General features: G+C 69.8%; 20 protein-coding genes. 15 read left to right on the forward strand and 5 right to left on the reverse strand.

Annotated features, from left to right (window positions below; translation table 11 throughout):
• Positions 1-34: 34 nt before the first annotated feature.
• Positions 35-1,249 carry a helix-turn-helix domain-containing protein gene (locus K1T35_RS48240; protein WP_220263507.1) on the reverse strand — a complete coding sequence of 405 codons (1,215 nt, stop codon included), beginning with the start codon at positions 1,247-1,249 and terminating at the stop codon, positions 35-37.
• 469 nt (positions 1,250-1,718) lie between these two features.
• Between K1T35_RS48240 and K1T35_RS48245 the strand changes: the two genes are divergently transcribed.
• The 8 genes from K1T35_RS48245 (at position 1,719) to K1T35_RS48280 (ending at position 4,464) form a co-directional block, all read left to right on the forward strand.
• Complete coding sequence (locus tag K1T35_RS48245; RefSeq protein WP_220263508.1) at positions 1,719-1,976, forward strand: hypothetical protein; 258 nt, start codon at positions 1,719-1,721, stop codon at positions 1,974-1,976.
• Positions 1,973-2,419: a hypothetical protein gene (locus K1T35_RS48250; RefSeq protein WP_220263509.1), complete on the forward strand. Its 447-nt coding sequence runs from the start codon at positions 1,973-1,975 to the stop codon at positions 2,417-2,419. The genes K1T35_RS48245 and K1T35_RS48250 overlap by 4 nt, the downstream gene beginning before the upstream one ends.
• 101 nt (positions 2,420-2,520) lie before the next feature.
• Positions 2,521-2,685, forward strand: a complete 165-nt coding sequence (locus K1T35_RS48255) for a hypothetical protein (RefSeq protein ID WP_220263510.1) — start codon at positions 2,521-2,523, stop codon at positions 2,683-2,685.
• Positions 2,682-2,825 carry a hypothetical protein gene (locus K1T35_RS48260; protein ID WP_220263511.1) on the forward strand — a complete coding sequence of 48 codons (144 nt, stop codon included), beginning with the start codon at positions 2,682-2,684 and terminating at the stop codon, positions 2,823-2,825. The genes K1T35_RS48255 and K1T35_RS48260 overlap by 4 nt, the downstream gene beginning before the upstream one ends.
• Positions 2,822-3,214: a hypothetical protein gene (locus K1T35_RS48265; protein WP_220263512.1), complete on the forward strand. Its 393-nt coding sequence runs from the start codon at positions 2,822-2,824 to the stop codon at positions 3,212-3,214. Before K1T35_RS48260 ends, K1T35_RS48265 begins: the two co-directional genes overlap by 4 nt.
• Entirely contained in the window at positions 3,214-3,444 is a 231-nt protein-coding gene (locus K1T35_RS48270; protein WP_220263513.1) for a hypothetical protein, read from the forward strand. Before K1T35_RS48265 ends, K1T35_RS48270 begins: the two co-directional genes overlap by 1 nt.
• Before the next feature lie 238 nt (positions 3,445-3,682).
• Entirely contained in the window at positions 3,683-4,027 is a 345-nt protein-coding gene (locus K1T35_RS48275) for a hypothetical protein (protein ID WP_220263514.1), read from the forward strand.
• On the forward strand, positions 4,027-4,464 hold the full coding sequence (locus K1T35_RS48280) for a hypothetical protein (RefSeq protein ID WP_220263515.1): 438 nt from the start codon (positions 4,027-4,029) through the stop codon (positions 4,462-4,464). The genes K1T35_RS48275 and K1T35_RS48280 overlap by 1 nt, the downstream gene beginning before the upstream one ends.
• An 814-nt stretch (positions 4,465-5,278) precedes the next feature.
• Here K1T35_RS48280 and K1T35_RS48285 read toward each other — a convergent pair.
• Entirely contained in the window at positions 5,279-6,640 is a 1,362-nt protein-coding gene (locus tag K1T35_RS48285; RefSeq protein WP_220263516.1) for a hypothetical protein, read from the reverse strand.
• A gap of 317 nt (positions 6,641-6,957) precedes the next feature.
• Between K1T35_RS48285 and K1T35_RS48290 the strand changes: the two genes are divergently transcribed.
• The 3 genes from K1T35_RS48290 to K1T35_RS48300 all read left to right on the forward strand — a co-directional run bounded on the left by K1T35_RS48290 (position 6,958) and on the right by K1T35_RS48300 (position 8,176).
• Complete coding sequence (locus K1T35_RS48290) at positions 6,958-7,149, forward strand: hypothetical protein (RefSeq protein WP_220263517.1); 192 nt, start codon at positions 6,958-6,960, stop codon at positions 7,147-7,149.
• 245 nt (positions 7,150-7,394) lie between these two features.
• Positions 7,395-7,568 carry a hypothetical protein gene (locus tag K1T35_RS48295; RefSeq protein WP_220263518.1) on the forward strand — a complete coding sequence of 58 codons (174 nt, stop codon included), beginning with the start codon at positions 7,395-7,397 and terminating at the stop codon, positions 7,566-7,568.
• Between the two features lie 308 nt (positions 7,569-7,876).
• Positions 7,877-8,176 carry a hypothetical protein gene (locus K1T35_RS48300; RefSeq protein WP_220263519.1) on the forward strand — a complete coding sequence of 100 codons (300 nt, stop codon included), beginning with the start codon at positions 7,877-7,879 and terminating at the stop codon, positions 8,174-8,176.
• 170 nt (positions 8,177-8,346) lie between these two features.
• Here the strand turns inward: K1T35_RS48300 and K1T35_RS49585 are convergent, their stop codons facing one another.
• Positions 8,347-8,475, reverse strand: coding sequence for a hypothetical protein (locus K1T35_RS49585; RefSeq protein ID WP_255622851.1), 129 nt, complete (start codon positions 8,473-8,475; stop codon positions 8,347-8,349).
• Between the two features lie 126 nt (positions 8,476-8,601).
• On the opposite strand from K1T35_RS49585, the gene K1T35_RS48305 reads away from it, so the two are divergent.
• From K1T35_RS48305 to K1T35_RS48320, 4 genes are all read left to right on the forward strand, one after another.
• Entirely contained in the window at positions 8,602-9,192 is a 591-nt protein-coding gene (locus K1T35_RS48305) for an NUDIX domain-containing protein (protein WP_255622852.1), read from the forward strand.
• Between the two features lie 688 nt (positions 9,193-9,880).
• Positions 9,881-10,120 (forward strand): hypothetical protein, encoded by a 240-nt coding sequence (locus K1T35_RS48310; RefSeq protein ID WP_220263520.1) that lies wholly within the window; start codon positions 9,881-9,883, stop codon positions 10,118-10,120.
• Between the two features lie 186 nt (positions 10,121-10,306).
• Entirely contained in the window at positions 10,307-10,723 is a 417-nt protein-coding gene (locus K1T35_RS48315) for a hypothetical protein (protein ID WP_220263521.1), read from the forward strand.
• Positions 10,724-10,755: 32 nt separating this feature from the next.
• Complete coding sequence (locus K1T35_RS48320; RefSeq protein WP_220263522.1) at positions 10,756-11,073, forward strand: hypothetical protein; 318 nt, start codon at positions 10,756-10,758, stop codon at positions 11,071-11,073.
• 114 nt (positions 11,074-11,187) lie between these two features.
• Here the strand turns inward: K1T35_RS48320 and K1T35_RS48325 are convergent, their stop codons facing one another.
• Both K1T35_RS48325 and K1T35_RS48330 read right to left on the reverse strand, forming a co-directional pair.
• Positions 11,188-11,442: a hypothetical protein gene (locus tag K1T35_RS48325; protein WP_220263523.1), complete on the reverse strand. Its 255-nt coding sequence runs from the start codon at positions 11,440-11,442 to the stop codon at positions 11,188-11,190.
• A gap of 368 nt (positions 11,443-11,810) precedes the next feature.
• Positions 11,811-15,767 carry a P-loop NTPase fold protein gene (locus tag K1T35_RS48330; RefSeq protein WP_370645557.1) on the reverse strand — a complete coding sequence of 1,319 codons (3,957 nt, stop codon included), beginning with the start codon at positions 15,765-15,767 and terminating at the stop codon, positions 11,811-11,813.
• Positions 15,768-16,292: the final 525 nt, after the last annotated feature.

Raw genomic sequence — 16,292 nt, forward strand, 5'->3', positions numbered from 1 at the left:
AGGACGCCATGTCCTACCCCGCGCGGCGGACGGGCTACTTGAGCAGGCCGGTGTGCTTCGCCAGCTCCAGAAGCCGCGGCTGCGACGCCGCCTGGTCGCGCAGCTCCCGCACGATCTGCTGGGTCTGCCGCTGGCCGCGCAGCCAGTCCGGCGCCGTCTCCCGGATCCGCATCAGCGCGCTGGTCGCCGCCTCATATCGCCCAAGTCGGGTGTGCGCGAGCGCGGTGTCAGCCAAGTGCCGCGCCCGCGCCGCCAGGGGGAGCCGCGTGCTTGCCGGCATCCGGTCAGCGGTGTCGAGCGCCCGCGTGTAGTTCTCGGTGACGACGTCGACATCCACGGTCTGCATCAGCACCTGCTCGGGGCCGAACGCGAGCTGGTAGTCGTCGCGCCACCCGGTCCGAGTCGCGGCCTCCGCTGCCTCGTCGAGCAGCACCCCGGCGGTCGGGCGGTCCTGGGCGCGCGCCGCGGCCGTCGCGCCGGACAGCAGCAGTGACCCGTACAGCGTCCACTCGGCCATCGGGGAGTCCCCGCTCGGGGCGACCCCGGCCGCCGCGGCGGTCGCGACCTTGTGCGACTCGATGAATCGACCCTGGTTGAGCAGAAGCCACGCCATGCTGCTGCGCAGCGCGTACGGGCGCAGCTCGTCCGTGCCCTGCGCTGCGAGCGCCAAGGCCTCCCGGAGGGCGCTGTGCGCCGAGTCCACGTAGCCGAGGTGGACCAGCGTGCACGCGGCCAGCTGGTAGATCTCCGCGGCCAGGTCGTGCGCGAGCGGCACCTCGTCCGACTGGACGGTCCGCAGGGTCGCCCGGACCTGCGTGATGGCCATCGGCAGCTGCTGTGGCAGCTCGTCGTGCATGCGGCCAGCCCAGTACGACGCCCAGCCAAAGTCGACGGCCGCCCGCGCCGCCGCGAGGGTGAGCGGCTCGACGTCGGGGTCCTCGCCGATCAGGTCGTCGACCGTGGTGACGGCCTTCCGGAGCGCGACCGCGCCCGCTCGAGCACGGGTGGACGGCGGCGCGGACGACGTAACGGGGCGCTTCGGGAGGATCTCGCCGGCGTCGACGTCGAGGGCGCGCGCGATCGCGTGCAGGGAGGCGATCGACAGGGTGTGCCGCCGCCCCTGCTCCAGCTTCCGGATGAGGTCGGGCGAAACGCCTGCAGCTGCGGCCAGCGCCGACTGGGACAACCCGGCGGCCTTCCTCAGCTGAGTGATGCGCTCGCCGATGGTTGGGCCGATACCCTGATCCATGCCGAGACCCACTCTCGGTTGTGTCGCGCTCCCCGGGGCCCGCCAGCTCCGGGGACGCATCAAGTTGACGGCGCCACGGTACCTGGCGCCGTCGTCCCCGACCGGGGCCTGCTCGCAGGATCTGCTCGAGCTTCGCGTCGGCGGCCACCGGGTTCACGGGCGACCTCGGCCGCGTGCGCGCGGAACCCCGCCGTCAAGGTGTCGATCTTCTGGTGGTCGACCCCCGGGCTCCAGTGTTCGCGTGAAAACGTCTTGCCGTGAACACGGTAAGGCGGGTACGCTTGTGCTGTGTGGGGGCCCATAGGGGCTGGGGAGGCTGGGTCATGGGGGTCGGTCCGGGGGATCACGTCGCCTGCTGAGACTGCATGACAAGCCAGGCTCCCAGCGGTCAGCAGCCGACCCCCGCGACCGGCGAGTAGCGCCAGACCCACTTTGAAGACGCGGGCCGCACTCGGAGGGACCAGCAGCGATGAGTCACGAGCCGAACCAGCCGATCTCCCTGACGGTGACTACTGAGGACATTGCCGAACATCTGCGCTGGCTCCTGTCCAACCACAACGCCGACGTCGAGCTGGCCGCTGGTGACTCTGTCGAGCTGGCCACGAACACCGAGCGCAACGGCGTGAGGGTGACGCTCGATGTCGAGTCCTGGGACCCCGACACCTCCCGGACCGGGGAGCACAGGTTCCGGTTGACGGTAGAGGCTATTCCGGCGGAGACGTCGTGAATCCCGCACCACAGCGGACAGGAAGCGACCAGACGACGGGTTCCGACTTCGGGCTTGGCGATCGGACCGATCTCGGCTGGCTCGGCCCGATCGCCGACACCCGCATCATCCAGACTGGGGACGCCCGGGCACTGCTCGCGCTGCAGGTCGAACTGCCCGAACGGTCGCCGCGTCGAGCCCGCGCACTGGCCGAATGGGTACTGCTTCTGGAGGTGCGCGACACGATCGCCGGCAAGTTCCACGCCAGCGATCGCGTCTTGCGCCTCAACCTGCGCGGCCTCGCGCCCGACGGAACCCCCGTCGTGGTCATCGCACCCTACGACGAGCGCCGCGACGCCGAGGCGGTCGCCGAAATCCAGAGACTGGCGCGCGGACAGCAGCTCCTCCACGAGCTCGTGACCCGCCTCATCGCCATCGAAACCCGTACGCCTGACGGTGCGTGATGCGGGCCGGAGCATTCGGCCACCTCGTCTGTCGGGCCGCAGTGCCGAACTGACGCGCCCGCGGCGCTGCCAGGCGGAGGACTTGGCCGCGCAACGAGCTGATGAACCGAACGGCCGGCTGGTTCGAGTGGGCATCGAAGAAGGAGGACGAGGCCCGCGCCCTGGAGAAGGCCAGCGCCGGCGTCAGCGCAGAGATCACCCGAGAGACCATGCGGGAAGGTCTGCTGCGCGCGAACGAGGTCTTCGAGGAAGAGAGCACGCGATGAGCACGGACCCGACCGAGGTGCAGGTAGAGGGCCTGGTGATCGGTGGCATGAGCGGCGGCACGGTCCGGATCGGCGGCCGGGATGTCGAGATCGGCCCCGACGGTCGCCCTGTCATGGACGACGAGGAGGACGCCCGATGATCCGGGAGGAGAAGTTCAGAATCTCCCGCAGGCCCTACGCCGTCGACCTGTCCAGCATGAAGATCACGCCCCCGAGCGATGGCTACGGCCGGTCCCACCGCATGCGGGTCGACGCGGCGTGGTTTCGCCGCCGCTCCGGTTTCACGGTCGCATGCGTCGGCCAGCTCTGGGGCTACCTGGGCGAGACGGAACCGCGGGACGCGGCCCACGCCCTGGAGCTACACGTCGACGGCCGCTACGGCGGTGACTGCCACGGCCGCTGGGACGGCGCGGGCTACTGGGGCATGGAGCAACTCGAGGACATCGAGCGCCACGTCGCCCTGCTCCGCCCGATGTTGGAGAACTACCCGGCCCTCCCGCCGGGCTACGACGGCTGGTGGAGGTTCTGATGAGCACGGACCCGCCCGCGCGTGAGATCCGGGCCGACGACGCGCACGCGGCCGAGCACTTCGCGAAGGGGTTCCCCTGGTGTGACACCTGTCGTGCCCCGGCCATCTACAACGAGCCCTTCGGGATGCGGCACGCCACCGCACAGCACCCCAACGGCGTGCCGCAGCGGCTCGACAACAGCGGCCACGACGCCACCATTCGCGGCTGGTGGAACGACGAGCGCCGATGACCGCCTGCGAGATCCCCGGCCGACGAGCTGGCCGAGGCGGAGTTGCTTCCTGCCACGCCCGCGTGCATCGCCTCCAGTCGCGGCTACCGACGCCGAGCTCACCGCCGCTCGTGTGGCCGTGTCCCGCCTCCTGGACGGGGCGAAAGGGTGGGACTTCACCGAGACCGAGCAGCAGAAATGGTCCGCGGCGCTCGGCAACGCAGGCGTCGCACTATGCGGCTGAGGAGGCGAGGGCCCGGTGAACTGCGAGCACGGCGACCACCACCTCCATGACGAAGGGATGGTCGCCGATAACGGCGAATGCCCAGGCCTCCGACCGGAGCCCGGTGACTTCCACCCGGACGACGAGCTCATTGCCGAAGAGCGGGTGGAGCGCCACGCCGAGCAGGAACGGAATCTCGACCACGCGTACGCCGCGGACGCCACCTTCCGAGTGCAGCGGTGGGCGATCTACGGGGACCTTGTGGAAGTGCCCGATGCCGAGGATCTTGCCGCCCTGCAGCGCGTCGGGCTCGCCGCCGAAGAAGTCATCTGGTGGCTGCCGGCTCGCGCCGAGGATGTTGCAGATGGGCGGGCCCGGTGATGGACGGCCAGAACTGCGAGCAGCAACTACAGGATGCTGAGCAGAACGCTCAGTGGTGGCGGAGCGCAGCGGAGGATCCGCACGCCACGGACGTCTCTGCGCAGGTCGCCGACTTCTACGAAGAGGAGGTGAGCCGGCTGCGCGAGCAGCGAGACCAGGCACAGGAATCCGCGTCTCCGTCGGAGACCCGGAGGTTCTCCGACGGATGGGGCCGGGGGGAGTGGGTCGAGTCGTCCGACCGGCCCGGGATCTACGCCTTGGACAGCTCGCCTGAGGCGATCGCGCGGGATCGAGCCCTCATCTCCGCACGAGCCGAGCAGCGGCGGGCCAGGTGGGACGACCCCGACTACGCGCTGCTCGAGCAGGAGTACCAGGCCGACGCCGGGCACGCCCAGTCCCGAGCCGACGTTGCGGCCCAGGAGGCGAGGGTCCGGTGATCGATGCCTGCTCCTCTCAACCGAATGGGCGGGCTCGCTGATGGGCATCCGCGGCACATGCCCTGCCAGCGTGGCGGGCGATGTTGGTGTTGCTGGAACTCGGGCAACGACGGAAGGCGCCAGTGGGACGGGTGGAGAGGGCGCGGCTGGGTACGGCCACTCTCGAACGTATGTACGATGTTCCGTGCGAGCCGCCGCTTCCCCCGGCACGCCTCGCGCAAGACGCTGCCCGGCAGGGTGCTGCGCAAGGGAATGCGAAGGGGGCGCGACGATGACATATGAGCGGTGGTCAGCGGGGCCGACACCGCCGCCGGAGCGGCCGCTGGATCGGCCCGTTTGGATCGACCTCGATCAGCTCTACGGGAAGCCCGACGAGGCCGCCGACGTTGGCGAGGACCCACTGCCGGACGGGCTACTCGTGGCCACTGGGCGCGTTCCCGGGCTGCTGACGCGCTGGACCCGATCCGTCGACGGTCGTTGGTTCGGTTTGGTCAATTTCGCGATCTGTGACCCCTCCGGGGCAGTGCGAGCCCGCCTCGAACGCGCGCCGGTCCCGGCCGTCGCCCTGAGCGAGCGGGAGATGGAGCCGTACCGTTGACGCAGGGTCCGCGAGCCCGATGGCTGCAACGATGGCCGGCCTGATGAGCTAAACCGCCTACGTCGTCGAGTCTGCGCCCGACCCACGATCAGGCTCCCCGGGCGCCTAGGTCCTCGCTGCTGCGCTGGTTGAGCACGCCGACCGCGAGCGCCACGCTTCGCCGCACCGCGCGCGGAACTGCGGCCCCGCTCAGCGGGGCCGTCGGTGCCCGCCGGGTTAGAAGGACGTGCCGGCGGGGAGCGCCCGTTCGAGGAACTTGCGGTAATCGGCCTCGTCAAGGTGGCCGTCAAGGACCAACGCGACGTGCAGGCCGCGAGCTACGGCCGAGCGCGAGGCGCCGCAGCTGCGCTCGGCTTCGCCAAGCATGCTGCTGACGAGGTGATAGGCCCGTCGCGGCTCGTGCTGGATCAGCCAATCGAGCATCCGAGCGACGTGAGGTGTCAGATAAACGCTGTGCTGCTCGGAACCGTCCATCCGGCGGCTTTCGTCCACCTCGCGGAGGAAAGCCAGTTGTATCGTGACCGCGAGATCGTCCACGGGAACGATGCGATCCACGCTAGCGGCCACCGTCCAGCCGAGTGTCTTCGCGATGTCCTGAACCGCTGCCTCGGTGCGCCAGCGCAGCGCCCACCGCTTCCGCCGGTCGGGGTGGTCCCACAGCATGGATCGGAAGATCTCCGTCCAGCGGGTCCAGAGCTCGGCAACGCCGCGTGGCAGGTCCGAGTCACCCTCCCGATCGACCATGGTTTCGGCGGCACTCTCCGCGGAGTGCCGTCGGCTTTCGGCCCACTCTTCCGCGACCGGCCGCGACCACATCGCTCGGCCGCCGATCGTGGCCTGTGGTGGTGGGATATCTGCCTCGCCGCGCGCCAAATAGGACCGGAACGTCGACGCTGCGACTCCCGCCATCTCGGCCATGCCAGCGGCATTCACGAGCTGGTCGGCGCTTAGCTCGTGTGCGGTCAGGCTCACCACGCACTGGTCGAGATCGCGGTTGTGGCGCGTCGAGGCCCACAACGAGAGGTGGTCGATCCACCGGCCGGTAAACCCGGCGTCGACGTCAACCTTGCTGATCGGAAGTACTGCCGCGTCGTCGGGCTCGCCCCTCCCGGCGGCAAGCAGGTCGGCCGCAGTGGTGATCGATGCGGCCGGCACCGGACGGCGCAGGTACTCCTCGCTGGCCCGGTCGAAGATCTGCAGCGGCCGATACCAGACCTCGCCATCCCACCAATAGCCGCCAGACCGGAACAACAGCGGCGGACCCCAGTAGGTCATGTAGGCACCGGAGGCGTCCGCGTCGCGATACAGCACCACGGAGCGACCGTGCGCGGGATGCCACCGCACGATCCATGCCAAGTCGTGACGCACGGGGTCGGTCGTGAAGGCCAGCCAGCTCCCGTCCTCCTTGATGGCGTCCTCACGGCCCCACATGCCATCTCCGGCGCCTCTGCCAACCGCTTCTACTGCGACCGGATCCTCGATCGGGATGTGGGAGTCGTCGACGAACGGCAGGTCCGGGGTCGGATGGTCCGTGCGGATCCCGTTCGCCACGGCCTTGTACCGGTACGGCGCAGTCATGCTGTAGTCCTCCTTGATCGGACGCTGTATCAGCGTACAGCATCTACCCCGAGGTATCGCGCAGCGTTGGCGCTGCACACTTCGTGGTCTTGGGCCGTGCTCGGTGCTGGCGTTCCACCCGTAGCGCAGTGGGACGTTTATCCAGTCAAGTCGGTACTTTGACGTTTTGCCGTGAAAACACTACACTTGCTGTCGCATGTTACGTGTCAGAGCGTCCGCGTCGAGGACTGGTGCGACACCGCCCGACCCGTCCGTCTGGCGCATCGCCAGGACAACTACGAGCGCCAGCTGTTCGCCGGCGCGTGAGGGAGGAAGAGATGGCACCCGAGGTTCCCAGTCCGGATGAGCTGAACGGCCGCGAGATCGACCGCGCTACCGAGGAGGCCATGAGGTGCCGGATCCGCGCGGGCCAGTACCCGCCGGGTTCCGCGGAATCGAAGGCGGCGCTGGAGCAGGCCGAGGTGATGAAGAAGTACGCCCAGCGGCTGCGCGCGCGGCCACTGTTCTGAGTAGGGCGAGATGGAGGCGGACCGCGAGCAGCACCTGGCGCTACTGAAGAGCCAGCTCACGGAGGCGATCGCGTACTGCGCGCGCCATGGTCACGAGGCTGTGGGCTGGCAGGCCTGCCACCTGAGCCGGCTTGTACTGGGTCGCCAACCCTGATCGACCCCGCTGATCGCTGTCATAGAGGGCGACAGGCCAAGATCCGCCCGGCAGCGGCGAGGAGCACGACGAGCGGAGCTTGAGGCCGGGCATGCAGGTGCGAAACCCCGAATCCGGGCAATGGCGCCGGATCGTCGAGGCTGCGCGCCTGGAGTCCACGCCACCGCAGATGTTCATCTCCCTGGATGACGACAGTGGCCACTTGATCGGTATCCACGAAACGGTCATGACACGCGAGGCGATCCGCGCCTCCGACGGAGAGTGAAATAGCCCCGATTCCCGATGGGCGATCTCGGGCGCGGTGGCTGGCGCTGAAGCGTCCTCAGCGGCGCTCCACATCGCCGCAGCGATGAGCAAGGTTCGACCGGCGGCGGTGCACGATCAGAGCTGATGCCGGCAGGCCTGCCGGGAGCCCATCGAGGCACACCCAGCAACGCCCGCCAAGTCCATGGGCGTCCTACTTGACGATTTAACGTGAAAACGTTAGCCTGGGCCGGGTGCTATGCAGCGCAAGGGGAGGCGGGGACCACTGATGTCCCAGTCGGAGCTGAAGGCCGTAGTGGGAGGTGCGTCGTGATCGCGGACCTGGTGAGTGTCCTGCTGCTGGGCGGGGTGCTTGGTTTCATCGCGGGCTTCCCGTGTGGCTGGTTCGGCAACCGGCTGCACGTCGGTCTCGTCGAGCCCAAGGACCTCGTGTCGCGCAAGGTCGCGCGGATCGTCGGCCGGATCGTCGGTTCGACCTTGAGGCGTGTGCGGCGTAACCGACCTGTGGCCAGTGCGGCCGTCGACCAGCCGGAACTGGTCGGCGCGCGACGCCATGGGGCGCGCGGTTCAGTGAAGCAGATCTCCGGATCGGGAACCGACGGTGTCTGACGACCCGACGTCACGTTTTGGCCGACGAGGCGCCGCGCCGAGTCGCTGGTGCGTGAGCTCGACCGAGCGCCGCGGGCCGCGCTCTTCCCACAACCCGCACGAGCCGGCTCACCGATCTGCCTGCGCCAGCTACGCGCACCCGCCCGCAACCTACGACCCTCTCGAAGACGTCACCCGGTGCCTGCGGGGAACTCGCCATCGCCGGCGAACATGTACCCGTCGACCATCCGGGCGCCCCCGGTCCCCGACTCCATGCGCTCGTGGAGCGTCCCGTGGCCCGGATACGCCCCGGTGGACATCACCCCGGTGGAGCTGCGCCCACAAGGCCTGGCCGCAAGCGTCGCCGAAGGCTGGGCGGAGCCCTACGTCACCCCGGACGAGGTTCCTGACTGGCCGAGCGTCAGGCCACCGCGCTGCTGCCGTACGTGCTGGACGACCATCGGCGGCCGCTCAACCCGACCGGCCGCACAGGCCGCACCGGCCGCAACCTTGGCAAGTGGGGTGAGAACGCCGCCGCGGACCCGATCGTCGTCGCTGGTGCTGGCGAGGACCGGCACATCCTGCTCATCCGACGCCGCGACCGCGGCGTGTGGGCAATCCCTGGAGGCATGGTCGATCCTGGCGAGACGGCCCCGGCCGCGCTCGTGCGCGAGCTGCGCGAGGAGACCGGCGTCGACCTCGCCGAGGTGCCACCGACAATCCTCGGCCACGTCTATGTCGAGGACTGGCGCAACACCGATCACGCCTGGGTCTGCTCCACGGTGGCTCTCTATCAGCTGCCTGCGCAGGTCGTCGCAACGGCGGGCGACGACGCCGCCGATGCACGCTGGTTTGCCTTCAGCGGCCTCGACGGGCTGGCCGCCGCGGTGGCTGCCGCTGGTGGGGACCTGTACGAGGCGCACCTGCCGCTGTTCGCTATGACAGACGTGGAGAGCTCAGTCGACCTGGGGCGGGTCAGTGATGGTCAGGATGACGCTGAGCCTGGGCATCCGAGCCACACTGACGTCGCGTCGTGATCGAGTAGGGCACGTCTCGGAAAACGGTCGCCGAATGGCGGAAGCGCGGAAGTGGGTTCCACGATGATTGGCGACAACAGCACGACGTATCACCCGCACCGATCCGTACCACCTTTCAGGTGGCTCTACCAGGCGTTCTGCGGGTTCTGCGGCCGCATGACCGAGTTCGACGGGTTCCACTGCACGGAGTGTGGCCAGTGACCCCCGGTAGCGGACCCGACATTGAGTGGCGGATGTGCGGCTGCGACCGCGCGAGGCCCCGCCCATGTCGACGCCGCCCTGGATCCCGATGACCGGCAGATGGTGACGATCGGCGGGGCATGAAGTCGAGATCAGGCGCGACAGTAGGCCGGTCGACGACGAACAGCGGGAGCGCGATGAGCGAGAGGTTCGACAGCATCCCAATGGGCCTTCCACCGTCTGCTACACCACCGCGGTTGGCGCCACCCGCGCGTACTCGACCGGGCCGGCGTCGCCGAACCTCGACGGGCGAGCACCGACGGCCAGGGATGCCACGGCCCGGCGGGCTGCAGCAGCATGGTGGTGCGCCCGACCACATGCAGCCGTGCAGCGTCATCGCGGCGCCCGAGCACCAGTGCCACCGGCGGATTCTCGGGTCGACCCGGACACTGCCCCCAAGATCGCAGGGTCTTTACGGCGACAGCTCCAGCGAGGGAGAAGCAGGCTGATGAGCAAGAACTGGGCGGGAGGCTCGTCGCGCCGGTCGCGCCTGGCAAGCGAACTTGAGGCCGGCATGCAGGTGCGAAACCCCGAATCCGGGCAATGGCGCCGGATCGTCGAGGCTGCGCGCCTGGAGTCCACGCCACCGCAGATGTTCATCTCCCTGGATGACGACAGTGGCCACTTGATCGGTATCCACGAGACGGTCATGACACGCGAGGCACGCCGCACCTCCGACGGGGAGTGAGGGGTAGCCCCGATCCCGAGGGCGGCCCGGGATCGCGTGGCTGGATCCACGACGCGGCCGGACTGCAGCGATGACACGGCCCACGGATGCCTGGCTCCGGCAGGACCGCGCCGTCTGCAGCCGGGTAGCCCTGCGGCGCCAGGGCCAGCCTGGGCCAGCGGAAGCGGATCGCAGATACTAGAACGCATGTTCGAACGTGAGGGATCGGCGCCCGACATCCTCGACGTCGACGACCGCGCCGTCCGGCGGTGCTCGCCAGCGGCGCCGGTGTGGGTAGACCTTGCCGCGCTCACGCAGCACCTCACGCATGGCAAGCGATACGGCGAGGTCCGGCCCGGTGGCGTCTCCGTCACCGGCCTCGTGCGCGGCATCATGTGGGCCCAAGTCATGAGCGACCGAGGCCTGTGGCTCGGCGTCGTCACGTGCGAGCTGGAGCGCCGCGGCGCACCGGTGATGACCGCGTCCGCGCTCGTGCCGCAATGGGCCCTGAAGCGCCGGCTCCCGGGGAGCTCCCGCGGGATGTACGGCAAAGCGAACAACAGGCCCACTGCCGCGCAGCAACACGAGGCCGGCCAGTTCGATCCGGCGGCGCCGGATAGTTGACGCTGTACTGCGCGTCAGTGGGCAGTCGCGGAGTGCTGACACTCCACGATCTGATCCAGCAGCGGTTCGACGAGCGCGGCTGGAGCTATGGCGAACTCGAACGCCGCTCTGACGGCCGACTGACCAAGTCCCGCTGGCAACAGATCGGTTCTCACAACCGGTTGAACGCGTTTCCCAAGGTGGCGACGGTCCGGCTGCTTGCCGAGGTGCTCGACGTCGACGAGACCACGATCGTGCTCGCCGCCGCCCGTCGCTGGAGCTCGACGTGCAGCCGCAGGGCTCCCTGCTGGCACAGATGCTGCCCGCCGGAACGGATCTGCTGTCCGACCGGATGCGCGGCGCGATCCTGAACGTCATACGGGCCGCAGTCGCCGAGGCGGCACGCCAACCTGGCTGATGGGCCAGCCAACGAAGGGCCGACTTCGACGCTCCCGGGGTCGGCCCTTCGTTGCATGCGGCGGCCGTCAGCCGGCCTCGTCGCCCCTCGGTCGCTTGGAGTGACGAAGCTCAGGCTCCGCAATGATCTTCAGTGCCGCTGCGAGTGCCATGGTCGCGCGGGCCTGCACCAAAGCGATCCGCTCAGCATTGGTCAACTCGCTCGGGTTGATCTGATCCACATCCTGGTCGGCGAGCCACAGGTAGTGGTCGACTTCCGAGCGGCCGGGCATCGGGGGGTTGCGCGTCATCGGGTCCTCCATCGCGGTCGGGGTGGTCATCATCGCCGAGCCCCGTCGCTCGAGTAGCCGATCAGTTGGAACACCTCGAGGGCTGCGGCCCCGCGGTGATGACCACCCCCGTCGCTCGTGCCGCAATGGGCCCTGCCGCGCCGGCGTCGCGGCGGCGCTTCGAGCCGTCATCGCACTGTGACCTGAGTGCCGTCCCCCGGTGGTCCGCCCGCCCGTACAGCCGATGGTCGCCTGCCCGGCCGCCGAGCTACCAACGGGCACCGAGTGGGCATTCGAGCCGAAAGCCGACGGTTCCTTGACTGAACTCCCGGAGCACGCAGCCCGCTCTCTGAATGCCGTGACCTGGCCGGACCCAGCCGTCGGCCTTCGGCGCCACCCGGCACCGGTCGCAGTTCGATCAACTAGTTTTCGTCGGGTTCGGTGTAGAGCTGGTAGGTGTCGAAGCTGTAGCGCGCCACGGTGCGCGCCCATTGCTGGTAGGTCGCGACGTGCCCGTGCACCCGCACACCGGCGGCGCGCAGCTCGACGATCTTGTTGGCCAGCCGTGTCAGCGCGGGAATGTCCGCGGCCGGGCGGGTGCCGTGCGATTGGCGGGTCTCGTGGTCGTCGCGTGGTGCGGCGACCAGGTCGGCGATGTCGCGCTCGAGGGTGGGACCGTCTGGCCCGCCGAGGTGGGCGAGCAGGCCGCGGGTGTGGCCGGGGTCGCTGATCAGGATCGCGAGGAGCAGCGCCGCGGCCTGGTAGGGGCCACTGCCGTCGCGGTCGCCGAGGTAGCCCGGGAGCTGGGCGGTGGGGATGCCCAGGCGCAGCAGTCGGTAGAGGTTGCTGAACTTCTTCATCGCCCGAGGGGTTGGCAACAGCCCGGCAAGGCGTGGCAGGAAGTCGATCTCGGCGGCACTCAAGCGCAGGTTCTGGGGGATCAGCCGAATGGCCGCAGCAGACGTGGCCGCGTGTTTCGGCCCGGCGGGCACGGCCTGCTGGACTCCGGAAGCAGCCTGGGCGGCGGCATTGTCCACCGGGCTGTCGGCGGACCGAGGCATCGCAGCAGCGCGGGGCTCGTCGAGGGGTTCAGGAACCGGCCTGTCAGCGCCGTACCGAGGTTGCGGCGTTGGTGGGCGCTGTGCGGTTCCCGCGGTGGACGGGTTGCTCGTGGTGGTCGCATCGGCCGCACGGGACCGGCTTGTGGCGTCGGGTTCGGGTTCGGGGAGCAGGCTGCGCAGGAAGGCCGGCCCGCGGCTGCCGACCGGGCGCAGCGCCAGCGGGATCTGGAAGATCTTGTCCAGGTAGTCCAGGGCGCGCCCGGCCAGCGCCCGTTCCCGCGCCGCCGTGTCGTTGTGATCCGGTCCGCTGGTGTGGGCGAGCAGGTGGCGGTGGTGCTGGTCGAGCGCGGCGAACAGCCACCGCGGGTCGACCGCGACCACGACGAAGAACAGCTCCATGCTCATCAGCAGATTCACCGCTTGCAGGACTTCGACGACCCGGTCGGCCGGGCAGCGGTCCAGGTCGTCGATGTAGAGGATGATTCGCCATCGCTGCGCCGGGTGGGCCTGTTGGGTGAGTTGCTCGTTGAGCCGCCGCAGGTCGACGCTGACCCGGCCGAGCAGCCCGCGGTGGGCGGCGTAGCGATCCGGGGAGCTGATCTCGGCCAGCAGCGCGTCGAGCTGGCGGGCGGGGTCGAGGCGGGTGAGCGCGTCCTCCCAGCGGGTGATGGTTTTCGCGTTCTCCTCCCGCCGGGCCTGTAGCTGGGTGTGCAGCTCATCGGCGGAGGTCCGCGCGGTTGACCACACGGTCTTCACCGCGGCGATCACCGCGGGGATGAACCCGGCGGCGGCCACGAGCCAGGGCAGGGTCGTGGGAGCGTCGCGGATCCAGGGCAACGTCAGGGCCCAGTCGCGCAGCTGCGCGCCGAACAGCACGGCCGCGGCGACGCCGACCACGACGGGCGCGGCGACCAACAGGTTCCTCCAGAACCCGCGTCCGCGCAGCTCACCCCCGGCGTCCTGGCCGGCGGCGCGCGCAGCCACGGTGGCTCGCCGGATCACGCCGAGTTGGCCGAACCAGCCCTGTGCCGGGTCGAGCTGCTCGAGGTCGGCGAGTTGGCGGTCCAGGCGATCCTGGCGGGTCCTGGCCCGGCCCAGCTTGGCCTGCAGCTCGGGAAGGCTTTCCGTCGACTCCGCCGCCGGGGCGGGTTGGTCGCGCAGCTGGCCGAACAGCTGCTCGATCAGCCCGACCCACAGGTGGTCGTCGCTGTAGTGCCAGGCGTTGAAGCGCACCTGCCGCACCTGCCGCACGTACACACCGCGGCGGTCGACGCTGGTCAGCCGGGTGACTTCGGCGATCAGCAGCCGCATGAACGTCGACTTGCCGCTGCCCCAGTTCCCCATCAACGCGATCGACAGCGGCGGCGCCGTCGCGCTGGCCGCCAACAGCGTCGCCACCGTCCGCACGTCGCTGGTGAGGTCGAGTAGGTCGGCGCCGGCCTCAGCATCGGTCACCACCGCGGCACCTACGTCCACGCCGAGCTCGCCAAACGGTGCCCATACCCGGATCGTGCCCAACCGATCAACACTGACGACGCGCTCGCCGTGTGGGGTGATCGCCACCGCCACCCGCACCCCGCCAGTCCCACCGTCGCAGGTCAGCGACTTCACCTCGGACCCGGTGGCAAGATCCCACACTCGCACCACACCCCAGCCGCCGGCGACGATCCACGTGCCATCCGAGGTCACCGCCACCGACCCCACAGCGCTGACGTCGCCGGTGAGGGGTTCGCCAACCGGGGTGCCGCTGGCCATGTCCCATACCCGCACCGTGCCGTCGTCGCCGCCGGTGACGATCCGCGTGCCGTCCGGGCTCAGCGCCACCGCTGTCACGCCGCGGGTGTGGCCGGTGAGGGGCAGGCCGACCGGGGCACGGGTGGCCAGATCCCACACCCGCACGTCGCCGTCGCCCCCGCCGGTGACGATTCGGGTGCCGTCCGGGGTCACCGCCACCGCTGTCACGCCGCGGGTGTGGCCGGTGAGGGGCAGGCCGATGGGGGAACGGCTGGCGATGTCCCATACCCGCACCATGCCGGCGCCGCCGCCGTTGCCGCCGCCGGTGATGATCCGGGTGCCGTCCGGGGTCACCGCCACCGCTGTCGCCCCGCTGCTGTGGGCGCCCAAGGTCACGCCGACCTCGTCACCGGTGGCCAGGTCCCACACCCGCACCCAGCCGTCGCCGCCGCCGGTGATGATCCGGGTGCCGTCCGGGGTCACCGCCACCGACCGCACGCCGCCACGATGGCCCATGGGGGTCTCGCCGACCGGGGCGCCGGTGGCCAGGTCCCACACCCGCACCGTGCCGTCGTCGCCGCCGGTGACGATCCGCGTGCCGTCCGGAGTCACGGACACCGAAAGCACGCTGCCGGGGACGCCCTGGGTGACCTTCTGGGTGCCGCCGTTCGGGGTCTCCGAGGTCACGGCAATCAAATCGCGGCCCTCGGCGTGGTCGCTGACGACCACAAGTTCGGCCGTGGCGCTACCTCCGGAAGCCTCGTGAATTCGCACCCAGCCGTCCGCGCCGCCGGTGACGATCTGGGTGCCGTCCGGGGTCACCGCCACCGATCTCACGCCACCGGTGTGGCCGGTGAGGGGCTCGCCGACCGGGGCGCGGCTGTCCGGGTCCAGGTCCCACACCCGGGCGGTGCCGTCGTTGCCGCCGCTCACGATCCGGGTGCCGTCCGGGGTCACCGCCACCGACACCACGCTGCCGGTGTGACCGATGATCGGCTCGCCGATCTGGACGCCGCTGGGCAGGTCCCACACGCGGTTCCCGCTGACCATGTCCCATACCCGCACCGAGCCATCGACGCCGCCGTCGACGATCCTGGTCCCGTCCGGGGTCACCGCCACCGATAACACGTCGCTGGCATGGCAGGTCAGGGGTTCGCCGATCGGGGAACGGCTGGCGATATCCCATACCCGCACCGAGCCATCAACGTCGGCGGTCACGATCCTGGTGCCGTCCGGCGTCACCGCCACCGACCCCTCGTCGCTCGTGAAGCCGGTGAAGCGCGCGACGAGCTGTGCGCGGCTGACCATGTCCCACACCCACACGTCGCCGCCGATTTCGGCGGTGACGAGGCGGGTGCCGTCCGGGGTTACCGCTATCGAGAACACGCCGCCGCCATGGACGCTGAAGGGCTGGCTGACCGGGGAGCCGCTGAGATCCCACGTGTCCAGGTTCCACACCCGGACCGCGCCGTCAACGTCGGCGGTGACGATCCGAGTGCAGCCCGAGGTCACCGCCACCGACCGTAGTCCCCCGGTGTGGGCGCGAAATGCCACGCGTGGAACGAACTGTGGCGGCGTGGTCATCGGCGACGAGTTGCCGGTCCGTGGCGCGGTCACCTGCTGCTGCCCGATTGGTGTTCATCAGGAGCTGCATCGACGGGGTATCCAGCGACAGGGTGGCCAGGCGCCCTGAGCTGAGCAACAGCAAATCCCACCGCGCCAGCTTGCCAGCGCAATACGGCTAACACCGAGCGCCTCCGGAGCAACCCCAGCAGAGGACCTCACATCTTGATGCGCACCGTCCCAGCAGCTTGATGTGCGGCATACCAAGTTCAGTCAACTAGCCGCGCGATCGCCACCGTCGTCGACGGCCGGCCCTGCTCGGACGACCCATGGGAAGGGGGCAGGACGAGTCGCGGCGTAGGGGAGCGCAACCCCTTCGCGAGTCGCGAAGTGCGGCAGAAGGCGCCCAACGTCCGGCATGATCACGAGCGCGATCAGACGTGGCCGCCGCAACCGCCAACTGAATGGCGCTGGGGTGCCGGAGATGGCGGTCGCATCCCCCGCAGAGCCAACGGCTCGACGGGGCGGCGCCCTCATACGTGTACA

The sequence above is a fragment of the Pseudonocardia sp. DSM 110487 genome, from assembly GCF_019468565.1.
In the GTDB taxonomy this organism is placed as follows: domain Bacteria; phylum Actinomycetota; class Actinomycetes; order Mycobacteriales; family Pseudonocardiaceae; genus Pseudonocardia.